Origin of the sequence: Roseovarius sp. B08 (assembly GCF_051417955.1) — a bacterium.
Lineage (GTDB): Bacteria > Pseudomonadota > Alphaproteobacteria > Rhodobacterales > Rhodobacteraceae > Roseovarius.
The window spans coordinates 261,203-273,541 of sequence record NZ_JBPRLW010000001.1 but is presented as its reverse complement, the minus strand read 5'-3'; the positions used below and the strand labels follow the sequence as shown (position 1 = coordinate 273,541).

Genomic DNA, 12,339 nt, shown 5'->3' with positions numbered 1-12,339 from the left:
GTCAGCCCCCCGCGCAGACGCCCCTTTTCCTCTGGCCAAAAATATCCTGGGGGAGGCCCGGGCCTGCCCGGGACGGGGGCAAAGCCCCCAATACCTTCAGCGCAACCCGTCCTCGCCCTTGACCTCGTCCACCGTCAGCCCGCCCATCCGGTCATGAATACGCCCGCCGCGGCTCATGGCCAAAACGAAAAGCAGCTCATCGGAGCGGGGTCCATCGGGCAGGCCCACTTCCATCCCGTCGAAATGGCTGCGAACATAGGCGGCATTGATATGGCCCAGCGGCACGTCGATCCGGGTGCCTGGCCCGCCCTGCTTCATCGAGGACGGTACGATCGCCTTCGCCTCGCCCAGCCGCGCGCGCATGGCATAGCCCCCCGGTACGTGCCACAGCGCCGTATGCTCCAGCTCCCCGGCCTCACCCGCCATGGCGGCCTTGCCATAGCCGTCGATGCCCTCCGGCCCGCTCATTGCCTCGATCAGCCGGTCGGTCATCATCAGCCCCAGGGGTTTCAGATCGTCCATCGCCGATTGCAGATCGGCGGCATAGGCGCCCGCGAACGGGTTCTTCACCAGCGCCGCCATTGCGGCGCGGCGGCGGGGCCGTTCCGCGACCGGCCCGCCGTCATGGTGGATCTCCTCGACAAAAAGCGCGGTCTTGCGCAGCGTAAATTCAGGCATGTTCAGGGTCACTTTCTTCGATCATCAAAGTCTCGCCGACGCTCACGCACTGCCCACGCAGCGTCAGGCAGGCGGCATGGACCACACCCCGCGCCACCAGTCTGTCGGCATAGGCGCGTCCCGCGTCCAACGCTTCGGCCACCTCGTCCGCACTTAGCGCACCGACTGCCCGGGTCACCGCGCGCGGCCCAAGGTCACTGTCCGGCGACACCTCGCAGGCCGGAACGCGGTCAATCGCCGGATGCCCCGGCAGGTCCACGGCATTGGCAATCATCGTCGCGGCGGCATCCGCGGGCGCGGCACCACGCGCCAGTACCGTCACCGCATCGGCGATCCCCAGCGAATGGCTGCGCCCGCCCGCGCCCGAGGTCGCCACGCCGCGTACCGGGTCACCATGCCGTACCGTCACATGCCCCGGTACCGGGCTTGCAATCGCCACCCGCATCACCTCTCCCGGACCGATGTGAAACGCCACGTCGCCGCCGTTGTTCACATAGGCTCTGCGCACGTCCGGCCCGTCCAGCACCGCCTGCAATATCGTCTCGGCCCCGGCCCCGGCCACCGCCGCCATCGGCGTGATGAACTCCGGCGCAAACGGCGCCACCGCCGACACCATGCGCCGTGCGGCCCCGCCCGTAACGCCGCTTCCATCGTTGCTGCGCAATCTCGGCAACTCCGCCACCAGTTCCTCCAGCAGTGTTTCGAACCGCGCCACCGCTCTCTGAAACGCCGCGTTGCGCCCCGCGCCCTCGATGCCCAGGATCATGTCGATCGGCCCGTGATGCAGGTGCAGCCTTTTCCCGTCGGGCAGCCACCGCGCCTGTGCCCTTTGCATCAGTCGCCCTCCAGCACGCGCACCGCGCCGCCGTATTCGCCGCCATGCTTCAGGATATCCGCGATGGTCCGCACCGCCGAATCATGCCCCCCCAACGCCCGGTAATCCTCCCGGCTCAACGTGAACTCCAGCGGCGCCACCAGCGCGGGCGTCGGCACATGTCCGAACGAGCCCTCTGGCATCTTCAGCACATCCACCATCAAAGTGATCCCGCCCCCGGGCCAGACAAACGCCGGCGCGCCGCCACAGGTCACCCGCGTCTTCAGCGCCTGCACCGACCGGGTCAGCTTCACCGGGTTCTGCGTCACGCCCGACCGCAGCGACCCGCCCGCGCCCGCCTGGAACATCACCGTGCACAGCGCCGGTTCGCAATTCTCCGCGATCAGGTCCACGGATGGGCGCAAAGCCTTCGGCAACGCAGCCTTGCGCGGCTGCAAATCATCGTCCAGCACATAATACCCGTGATGCTCGCCCGTGGTGCTGACCATCAACAGGGTCAGTCCCGGTCTTGCGCCTTTCTTCTCCAGCCACGGGTTCAGGATCGCCAGCGGATCGTCCAGATCGGTCCCGCCCCAGCCCTGGCCCGGCTCGGCCACCTTGAAATACCGCCCCGGCGTCGACCGACGCCCCTTGATGCGAATGCCGGTATCGGCCCAGCCCAGCACCTTGCCCGCCTGGTGTTCGCTGACCACGCCGGTGATGTGGTCGTCCACAACCACCACCTCGTCCACCAGCCCGTGCCACTGGCTGGCGAACATCCCGATCGTGGCCGAGCCACAGCCAACGCGCATCCGCTCCTCGCGCTGGCCATTCACCACAGGCGCCTGCCCCGCCTGCACCACCACCGTCGCGCCGTCGTCGATCTCCAGCTCCACCGCCTCGCGGTTGCACAGCCGCATCAGCGCATCGCAGGTCGCGCGCCCCTCGGGTTTGCCACCGCCGGTCAGGTGATCCACCCCACCCAAAGACAACATCTGCGAGCCATATTCCGAGGTGGTCACATGCCCCACCGCTTCGCCATTGCTGCGCACGGTGGCCGCCTCGTGGCCCAGGTGCCGGTCGGTGTCTATCTTCACCTTCACCCCGCAATAGGAATAGATCGCCTCGGTCACCACGGTGACGAAATCCGCGCCCTCCACCTCGCGACTGACGATGAAGGGTGCGGGCTTGTAATCGGGATAGGTCGTGCCCGCCCCCACGCCACTGACGAACACCTCTTCGCCACCCAGGATCTCGCCGTCCCATTCAGGCCCAAGAAACGGGTTCACCGCGTCCCCCTTGGCAACCCTACGATCAAGTATGGTCAGCGGATCACAGCGCACGATCCGGCCATCCTCGTTGGCATAGCGATCACATGCCCCGATCTTGCCCGGCGCGATGTAACACATCACCGGACACGCATCGCAGCGGATCTTCTCCTCGCGCCCGCGCTCAGCCATCTCGGGCCTCGCGGATCGCCGCCAGCACGCGATGCGGCAACGCGGGCAGGCGTGTGACCAGCGCCCCGGTCGCATCCCGGATCGCGTTCAATATCGCGGGCGCGGTCGGGATCAGCACATGCTCTCCCAGCCCCTTCGCGCCCATCGGCCCCTCGGGGTCAGGCACCTCCAGGAAAATCGTCTCGATTTCCGGCATGTCGCCCGTCGTCGGGATCAGGTAATCGTGCAGGTTCTCCGTCCGCCCCGGAATGAACTCCTCCATCAGCGCCAGCCCCAACCCCTGTGCGATACCGCCCTCGACCTGCCCTTCGGCCAGCTGCGGGTTGATCACCCGGCCCAGATCATGCGCCGCGGTGACCTTGTGAACCTCCACCGTGCCAAGACCCATGTCCACCGACAGCTCCACCAGTTGCGCGCCATAGCCATAGACGGCATAGGGCACACCCTGCCCGTCCTCGTCCAAGGGCTGCGTCGGCGGATCATAGCTTTCCTCGGCGCACAGGACATAGCCATGCGCCTGCTCGGAAAGCGTCGCCAGATCAATCGCTTGCTCCCGCGCGCCGTCACTCACGCGCAGAATGGTGCCCTCAAGGTGCAGAACCGCATCCGGCCCCATATTCGTCTGCTTCAGGATCAGCGCCCGCAACGCCTGAGCGGCGCGCAACGCCGCACTTCCGGTCACATACGTCTGGCGCGACCCGGATGTTTTCCCGCAATCCGGCGTCAACGCGGTATCCGCCCCGATGATCTGCATCTGCGCCAGCGGCAGCCCCAGTGCATCCGCCGCGATCTGCGGGATCACCGTGTTCGACCCCTGCCCGATATCCACCGCGCCCTGGTGCAGGCACAGACGCCCCTCGCGCGTCAGCCCGATCCGAATGGTCGACGGATTGGCAATCGCCGTATTCCCGCAGCCATACCAGCAGGACGCGATGCCAACCCCATGCCGCACGCGCCCGCCCCCGGCATTGGCCCGCTCGGCCCGTTCCAGCGCTTCTGTCCAAGGCCCGTCCAGCGCCTCCAGACAAGCCGCGATGCCAACCCCATGAAGAGTTTGGCCGAACACCGTCGCCTGTCCGTCGCGCAACGCGTTCAACTTGCGAAAGGCCAGCCGGTCCATTCCCAGCTTGTCCGCCATATCGTCGAACAGCGTCTCCTGCATGATCGCCGCCTGAGGCACGCCAAAGCCCCGGAACGCGCCCGAGATCGGCGCGTAGCTGTAATTCGCCCGCGCCTCGGCGTGGTAATTCGGGATGAAGTACGGCCCCGACGCGTGCACCGGCACGCGTCCCGCCACGGTGGGTCCCCAACTAGCATACGCTCCCGTATTGAAATCCCCGTCGAACTCCATCGCCACGATCCGCCCGTCGCCGTCGGCGCCAAGGGTACAGCGCATGTCAGACGGATGCCGCTTGGTGGTCGCGGCCATGCTCTCGGCCCGGCTATAGACCATCCGCGCCGGCTGTCCGGTCTTCAGCGCGACCAGACCCACCAGAGGCTGCAACGACACGTCCAGCTTCGATCCGAAACCGCCCCCCGTCGCCGCCGAAATGATCCGAACGGCCTCCGGCGGCAGGCCCAGCACGGCCGCGGTATCGTCGCGATCCATGACGGGCGCCTGCGTGCAGGCCCGGATCACCAGCGTCTCGCCATCCATCCAGGCGACACCGGCCTCGGGTTCGATATAGGCGTGCTCGACATAGCCCGTCTGCATCGCGCCACTGACAGTGACGGCGGCGTCCTGCATCGCCTGCCGCGCGGCCCCTCGTCGGACCTTGCCGGCGATCAACAGGTTGTCGGGATGCGCGTCATGCACGGGCCGATCCGCCGGGTCTTCGCGCCAGGTGATCGGAAAGTCCGACAGGTCCAGAGCCTCCACAACCGAAGGTTCACCGGCGACCAGCACCACCGCTTCGCCCGCCAACCGCGCCCGGTCCTCTGCCAGCGCCGGCTGGTCCCGAAACGCCGGGATCACGCCAAAGCGGTTGGTCCCGCCGATGTCCTGCGCCGTGAACACCTGTACGCCCCGCGCCGCGGCCCAGTCCGAAATTTCTCCAAACTGAAAGGATACGGGTGCGTATGGCACGCGTACCGCCCGCACCAGCAAGGCACCCTCCGGCACGTGATCCGCGCCATAGGCCTCGGTCCCATCCACCTTCGCGGCACCGTCCAACCTTGCGACGGCCGCGCCCACGGCCTGTCCTGCATCGGGCATCCTCGCCACGTCGCCGGGGGCGGCATCCAGCACCGCGTCGATGATCTTGGTGTACCCGGTGCACCGGCACAGCACGCCCCCCAGTGCCACCTCGACCTCGGCCCGCGTCGGCTCCGGCGTCTCGCGCAGGAACGCCTCTGCCGTCATCACCATTCCGGGCGTGCAGATCCCGCATTGCGCCGCCCCATGCCGCAGAAAGGCCTGCTGCAAAGGCGTGTGGACCTGCCCCTCGATCGTCTCGACCTTGCGCCCCATGGCCTGGCCCAACGGCGTCAGGCAGGCACAGACCGGGGCGCCGTCCAGCAGCACGGTGCAGGCCCCGCAATCGCCTGCGTCACAGCCCACCTTCGTGCCGCGCAGGTTCAAACCGTCGCGCAGCACCTCCGACAAGCGCCGTGCCGGATCGGCGGGCAGGACGCGACGCTGTCCGTTCACCATCAGAGTGCACGTATCCATCGGGCGGTTCACCACACACCCTCTGCGCCGACCGCATCCGTCACCGCCCGGCGCAACAGCTCCGTCGCCGCGTGCGCGCGATAGCCGGCCGTCGCCCGGATATCGTCCAGCGGCGACAGGGCCGCGCAAACCGCATCCTCGGAAATGACATCCGCCAGCGTATGGTCTGCCGCACACCCCGTCAGCGCAGCCGCCACCTGTGGCAACCGCGTGGCCACGGCACTGCACGCACCCACGGCTAACGCCGCGCTGCTGACGCGCCCGTCTTCCACCACCAACCGCACCGCCACCATGGCGATGGAAATCACCAAGTACCGCCGCGCGCCAAGCTTGAGAAACCGCGACCGTCCTTCCAGCGCCGATCGCGGCAGGTGAACACCTGTCACTATCTCGCCGGGGTTCAGCGTCGTGCGGCGCGGCCCCACAATGAAACTCTCCAGCGGCAATCGCCGCCCTCCCTGCGCCGAGGCCAGTTCCACCTCTGCATCAAGCGCCAGCAGGCACGGCACCCCGTCCGCCGCGGGCGAGGCGTTGCACAGGTTGCCCGCGATCGTCCCCGCGTTCTGTATCTGGACCGAGCCGACCTCCCGCGCCGCCTGTTTGAGCATGTCGCAGGCCGGGGGCAGCTCCGCTTTCAGGATATCCGTCCATGTGGTCGCCGCCCCGATACGCAAACCCTCATCGGTCACGGCGACCCCGCGCAACCCGGCCAGCCCGGTGATATCCACCACCGGCCCCTGCAACGCCCGCGCGCCCGTCGCCGGGAAAAGGTCGGTACACCCCGCCGCCACGCGCCCGCCTGTCTGCGCCAGCAGTGCCAGCGCATCGTCCAGGGTTTCGGGCCGTGTGTATCCGGTCACGCCGCTCTCCATGTCGGGGTGCGGGTATCGTGCGACGCGGCGTTTCGTCCTGTCAACTCAAAGCGTTTTGCCTTTGACCTGGGGCATCAGCGAAACGCGAAACACGTGCAACATTTGACTGATGTGCCGCCTTTCAGACCCCCACGTAGCGGTCCACGATCGAATGATCCTGCCGCAACGCCTCCGCGCTCAGCACCTCGCCGTTGCACCCGTTCTCGATAAACGCTACCCGGTCGGCCACCGACAGAACCGCGTCCACCCGCTGCTCCACCAGCAATATCGCCACGCCCTGCGCGCGCATCCTGACGATCACCTGCCGGATCGCCTCGATCATCGAGGGCTGCAACCCCTCGGTCGGCTCATCCAACAGCAGCGCCTTGGGCTGGATGCACAACGCCCGCGCCGTGGCCAGCATCTGCTGCTCTCCGCCCGACAGCGTTTGCGCCGGTTGGTCCATCCGCTCCCGCAACCGGGGAAAGAGGTCCAGCACCTCGTCCAGAACGTCCTTGCCCGCGCCACGCACCTGCAGCCCGATCTCCAGGTTCTGCGCCACGCTCAGGCCGGCAAACAGCCGCCGCCCCTGCGGGATATAGCCAATCCCGGCCCGCGGCACCTCGTGCGGCGGCAGGCTGCCGATATCCTGCCCATCCAGCGTGATCCGCCCCGACATCAGCGGCAACAGCCCCATGATCGTCTGCATCGTGGTGGTCTTGCCCGCGCCATTGCGACCCAGCAGGCACAGGATCTCCCCCGCCTCGACGCGCAGTGACAGGTCCCGCAGCACCTGCGCCGCGCCATACCCCGAATTGACCGCATTCAGCTCCAGCATCATCCGGTCCCCAGGTAAGCCGCCTGCACGTCGGCGTTCTCGTGGATCTGCTGCGGCGTCCCCTCGGCCAGCATCTCGCCGAAGTTCAGCACGCTCACGGTGTCGGCGGTCTCCATCACGACCTTCATGTTGTGCTCGATCAACAGGATCGTCGTCTCGCCCGCCAGCTCGCGGATCAACGCCTTGAACGCGTCGATCTCGCCTTCCGACAGCCCCTGAGTCGGCTCGTCCAGGATCAGCAGCCGCGGCGCCTGCACCAGCCCCATCGCGATCTCCAGCAGGCGCTGGTGTCCATAGCTGAGGTTCCCCGCCTCCTCGTCCGCCTGCCCCTCCAGCCCGACGCGGTCCAGCGCCTCCGCCGTGGCAGCCTCCACCGCGCGGCCCTGCAACCGCCGCCGCGCCGCCAGCGCCACGTTCTCCTGCACCGGCAGACGCGGAAAGATCGAGGTGATCTGAAACGTATAGGCCATCCCCTTCAGGATGCGCTTGTGCGCCGGCAGGCGCGTGATGTCCTCGCCATCGAACGTCACCGTCCCCGAGCTCGGCGGGATCCGCCCGCAGATCATCCCCACCAGCGTCGTCTTGCCCGCCCCGTTGGGACCGATCAGCGCCCGCACTTCTCCCTGCGGCAGGTCGAAGTCAACATCGGTCACCGCCTGCAACCCGTCGAACGACTTGGAAAGCCCCCGCACCTTCAGCAGCATCACGGCAACCCTTTCCACAGCCGCCGCCGCACTTCCCCGGTCAGACCCTGCGGCGCGAACAGCGTCAGCGCCACCAGCGCCACGCCCGCGATCAGCATATAGGCCGAGGTCACGCCGGAACTCAGGTCGATCAGGTAGAACATGAAGAGCGTGCCCACGAACGGCCCCAGCACCGTGCCAGCCCCGCCCAACAAAACCCACAAGAGCGGAAAGATCGAATACTGCACCGACCCGAATGTCGCCCCCGCATAGCCGAACAGCAGGCCATAAAAGGCCCCCGCCGCCGCCGAGATCGTACCAGACACCACCATCGCCCCCAGCTTGTGCGCATAGGTGTCGTACCCCAGCATCCGCACCCGCTCTTCGTTCTCACGGATGGCGATCAGCGTCCGCCCGAACCGGCTCTGCACCAGCCAAAGCGACAGCACGAAGCAGACCGAGAACAGCCCCCAAGCCGCGAAATACCGCGCCGTCGGGTCGCTAAGGTCGATCCCCCACAGCGCCCTCTGCGCCTGCTGGATCACGAACCCCTCGTCGCCCCGCGTGTATTCCCCGAAGTAGAGGATCGTCAGGTACCCCGCCTGCGCGAACATCAGCGTCACGATCATGAACGCCACGCCCGCCGTGCGCAGCGCCAACAACGCCAGCCCCCCGGCCACCAGCGCCCCCGCCACGATCCCCACGATCAACGCGGGCGCGGGCGTGAACCCCGCGTGCTGGATGGTCAGCCCCATCCCGTACATCCCCGCCGCAAAGAACAGCGCATGCCCAAGGCTCAACAGCCCCGTATAGCCAAAGAGGATGTTGTACCCGACAGCGTAGGACGCCAGCACCATGATCCGCGCAATATTCCCGTGATGGTACGCCGGCAGCACGAACTGCAACGCGAACAGCACCACCAGCAGACCCAGGTGCAGCCCCAGAACACGCCCGCCCATGCTCATGCCGTCCGCGTCCCGAACAGGCCCTGAGGCCGGAACACCAGCACCAGCCCCACCAGCAAAGTGGCAAGAATCTTCGCCAGTGTCGGCGAGAAGAAGACCGAGATGATCCCGTCACTCAGCCCGATGAACAAGGCCGCCAGCACCGTGCCCGGCAGGCTCCCCAGCCCCCCGATGATCACCACGATGAAGGCCAGCAACAACGGCTCGACCCCCATCAGGTAATGCGCCTGCTGAATGGGCACGATCAGCACGGCGCCAAGCGCCGCCAGCCCCGCGCCGATCCCGAAGACCAGCGCATAGACCCGCTCGACGGGGATGCCAAATGCCAGCGCCATGTCCCGATCCGCCTGCGTCGCCCGCATCAACAACCCGATCCGCGTCCGCGCCATCATCGCCCAGACGCCGCACAGCACCGCGCCCGCGGCGAAGATCACGAACAGCTTGTACGAGGTGATGCTCCACCCCCAGGGCTGCGCCATGCCGAACAGCGTCTCGAACCAGTCGAACCAAGGCAGCTCGACCCGGCCACTGAACGGCGCCTCCACGGGCCGCGCCTCGGGGCCGTAGGTCATTAAGGTCACTTGCTGAATGATATAAAGCAAGCCGATCGTCGCCACGATCGTCCGCTCCGGATCATACTCGATACGCTTCAGTATGGTCACATCCGCCGCCGCCGCGAGCACCCCCACGACCAGCGGCGCGATCACCAGTGCTGCGACAAACCCCAGCGCCGGGTGCCCGCCCACCATCTGCGCCACGTACCAGGCAATGACCGCACCCAGCATGTAGAATTCGCCATGCGCGATATTCACCACCCGCATCACGCCGAACACAAGGCTCAGGCCCACGGCAGTCAGCGCCAGCACCGCCGCCGTCACCGCGCCTTCCAGCGTGGCGAGGATAAGATGAGGTCCGAATTCCATCAGGTCAGGTCACACGCCCCAGCGCGCCTCACAATACGTCAAAGCGGCTGCGTGGTATAATCCACCTCGTCGGGATACATCGTGTCCTCGATCGACGTCGTGTGCACCTTCACCAAACGCCCGTTCTCGACCCGGCTGATATGCTGATGCCCGAACACCTGGTGCGTCTTGCCGTTGAACCGCTTGGCCCCCTGCGGATGCGCCCGGCTTTCGGGCATCTCCTCCATCGCCTCGACGGCCTCGATCAGCTTCGCCCGGTCGTCCGGCCCGGCATAGCCGGCCTCTTCCATCCCGGCCTTGATGATGTACAGCGTCTCCCAGCATCCGAACATATGCGCATAGGTCGACACGTCGTTCGGGTCGCTGACAGATGCGCCGTTCTCGTCCACGCCCACGGCCTCGCGATAGAATTTCTCGTGCTCGCTCTGATCCTCCTGCGCGTAACGCGGCATCCCTTCCCAGAAATACGTGCCTTCCAGAAATTCCAGGCCCGGGCTGGAAATGTCCACCGCCTCCAGGCTGTCGATGAATCCGAAAATCTCCGGACCCTGGTCGCCGAAGAATTCGCCCAGCTCCTTCACGAAGGTCAGCACCGCAGGGCCGACCATCACGTGGTACAGCACCTCGGTATCGCGCGGGATCTGCGGGAAATACTTGGTAAAGCTCGTCTCGCTCGGCGGGATCGCGATCTGCTCCAGCACCTCGCCCCCCTGTTCCTCGATCGCTGCGGTAAAGAAATCCCGGTGATCGTGACCGAAGGCGAAATCGGGAAATATCATCGTGACCTTCTTGCCAAGGTTCTCCGACACGTAAGGCGCCATCGCCTGCACCTGGCTCTTCACATCCGTGATGCCCGGCTGCAGCGTATAGCGGTTCAGCATCCCGCTCGCCACGTGATGCCCTTCCGACACCACGAAATAGGGCAGCTTTAACTCGCCTGCCCGAGGGGCGGACCCGATCACCACGTGGCTGAACAGCGTACCGAACCCCACGTCACACCCATGCTGGTTGGCGAATTTCTCCACCACCTCGGCGCCGCGCTTGGGGTCCGTGCCGTCATCCTCGGCGATGATCTCGATCATCCGGCCATTGATCCCGCCACCCTCGTTGATCAGCTTCACTGCCGCCTCGGTGGTGCGCCCGTACCAGCGGCCATAGGCGGCGCCGATGCCCGTGCTATGCTGCTGGAACCCGATCCTGATCGGCTCCGAGCTTTGTGCCTGCGCATACCGCGCCCAAAGCGGCAGGCTCGCCGCCCCCGCCGCTGCTCCGGCCAGTGTTTTCAACGCGCCCCGGCGCGACGTGCCCTTGATCAGCTTGGTCATCGCGAACTCTCCCCGTTCCTTGAAATGACTTTGGCACGATCCTGCGAAGCCCGCCCCGGTTTGTCCAGTGTTTTGACCGACGCGGCGTCACCCGCGCGGCGAGGCCAGCAACCACAACCCGAAGAACGTGTAGGCCACCATGAACACCGCCAGCGGCGCCTGCCCCAGCACGGCCCGCCGCCGGTCCGCCCCGTCCCGCATGGCCAGCGCGTGCGCCATCAGGATCGCCACAACATGCCCCACGACCACCGCGCCGGCCTGGCTCAGCCAGATCCGCCGCACGGTATCCTGCGTATTGAAGAACCCGGTGGTCACGTAAAACCCGTCCATGCCCAGAAAATGGGCGCCATTGGACAGCGGATCGTCCAGCATCTGCACCACGTACTGCACCTCTACAAGGAACGTCGGCAGGTAATGCGCCACGTGGTACCCCAGCGCGATCGGCAGGATCGACGGAGCGAAGAGGCACACCGCCTGCCGCAGGCTCTGCCCCCGTCCCGGCGATCCGCTCCCCCAGCCACAGGCAAACCGTGAACACCGCCAACAACCCGAGATTCGCCACCACCAACCCGATCAGGTTCGGCACCACCACCGCCGACCGGCCCGGAAACTCCAGCGGGTTGACCCCGATCACCCCCAGCCACCAGAAGGTCTCGTTCAGCCCGTCAAAGCTGCCCGTACCCAGCAGAAACACCATCAGCACGGCCATCCCCAGCGGCGGCGCCCGCCGTACCACGCCCTGCCAACCCCAAAGGCCAATTGCCAGCCGGCCGCGCGCTTGGGCAAGCAGCCCCATCCGCCCATAGGCCCGCATCATCACCGTTACCATCTCGCCCCGCAGCAGGAACGCGGGCCCGAACAGCAGCACTCCGAACAGCACCGCGTACCAGTAAAGCCCCACGGCACTCGCCAACCGCGCCGGATCCGCCGGCGCCGGGTCGCACAACAGGAACGCCGCAAAAGCCAGGAACAGCACAACAGCCGGCCAATACCCCCAGCCGCGCGGATATCGCATCAACGCCCGCATCCCCGTCCAACGGGCCAACACCGCCACCACCCCGGTCCACGGATTCGTCCAGCGCCAGTGATTGCCGACAAGCCCTTGCAGGCTCACCAGCGCCACCCACCACA

The 12,339-nt window shown here is 66.7% G+C and carries 11 protein-coding genes; all 11 read right to left on the bottom strand.

Translation table 11 applies throughout. The features are described from left to right. Positions 1 to 96: 96 nt before the first annotated feature. Positions 97 to 678, bottom strand: coding sequence for an amino acid synthesis family protein (locus ACSQ76_RS01330; RefSeq protein ID WP_437155157.1), 582 nt, complete (start codon positions 676 to 678; stop codon positions 97 to 99). Next, positions 671 to 1,513, bottom strand: coding sequence for a UPF0280 family protein (locus ACSQ76_RS01325; protein WP_437155156.1), 843 nt, complete (start codon positions 1,511 to 1,513; stop codon positions 671 to 673). Before ACSQ76_RS01325 ends, ACSQ76_RS01330 begins: the two co-directional genes overlap by 8 nt. After that, entirely contained in the window at positions 1,513 to 2,952 is a 1,440-nt protein-coding gene (locus ACSQ76_RS01320; RefSeq protein ID WP_437155155.1) for a 6-hydroxynicotinate reductase, read from the bottom strand. Before ACSQ76_RS01320 ends, ACSQ76_RS01325 begins: the two co-directional genes overlap by 1 nt. Further along, entirely contained in the window at positions 2,945 to 5,623 is a 2,679-nt protein-coding gene (locus ACSQ76_RS01315; protein WP_437155154.1) for a molybdopterin-dependent oxidoreductase, read from the bottom strand. Before ACSQ76_RS01315 ends, ACSQ76_RS01320 begins: the two co-directional genes overlap by 8 nt. A gap of 8 nt (positions 5,624 to 5,631) precedes the next feature. Further along, complete coding sequence (locus ACSQ76_RS01310) at positions 5,632 to 6,483, bottom strand: FAD binding domain-containing protein (protein WP_437155153.1); 852 nt, start codon at positions 6,481 to 6,483, stop codon at positions 5,632 to 5,634. A gap of 133 nt (positions 6,484 to 6,616) precedes the next feature. Continuing rightward, on the bottom strand, positions 6,617 to 7,312 hold the full coding sequence (locus ACSQ76_RS01305; RefSeq protein WP_437155152.1) for an ABC transporter ATP-binding protein: 696 nt from the start codon (positions 7,310 to 7,312) through the stop codon (positions 6,617 to 6,619). Then, the gene (locus ACSQ76_RS01300; RefSeq protein ID WP_437155151.1) at positions 7,312 to 8,019 is read right to left on the bottom strand and encodes an ABC transporter ATP-binding protein; all 708 of its coding nucleotides are present in this window, start codon (positions 8,017 to 8,019) and stop codon (positions 7,312 to 7,314) included. The genes ACSQ76_RS01305 and ACSQ76_RS01300 overlap by 1 nt, the downstream gene beginning before the upstream one ends. Then, a complete protein-coding gene (locus ACSQ76_RS01295; protein WP_437155150.1) occupies positions 8,016 to 8,960 on the bottom strand; it encodes a branched-chain amino acid ABC transporter permease in 945 nt (314 codons plus the stop codon). The genes ACSQ76_RS01300 and ACSQ76_RS01295 overlap by 4 nt, the downstream gene beginning before the upstream one ends. Beyond that, the gene (locus ACSQ76_RS01290; RefSeq protein WP_437155149.1) at positions 8,957 to 9,883 is read right to left on the bottom strand and encodes a branched-chain amino acid ABC transporter permease; all 927 of its coding nucleotides are present in this window, start codon (positions 9,881 to 9,883) and stop codon (positions 8,957 to 8,959) included. The genes ACSQ76_RS01295 and ACSQ76_RS01290 overlap by 4 nt, the downstream gene beginning before the upstream one ends. A 38-nt stretch (positions 9,884 to 9,921) precedes the next feature. Continuing rightward, complete coding sequence (locus ACSQ76_RS01285) at positions 9,922 to 11,208, bottom strand: ABC transporter substrate-binding protein (RefSeq protein ID WP_437155148.1); 1,287 nt, start codon at positions 11,206 to 11,208, stop codon at positions 9,922 to 9,924. An 87-nt stretch (positions 11,209 to 11,295) separates the two neighbouring features. Beyond that, positions 11,296 to 11,679: a hypothetical protein gene (locus ACSQ76_RS01280; protein WP_437155147.1), complete on the bottom strand. Its 384-nt coding sequence runs from the start codon at positions 11,677 to 11,679 to the stop codon at positions 11,296 to 11,298. Positions 11,680 to 12,339: the final 660 nt, after the last annotated feature.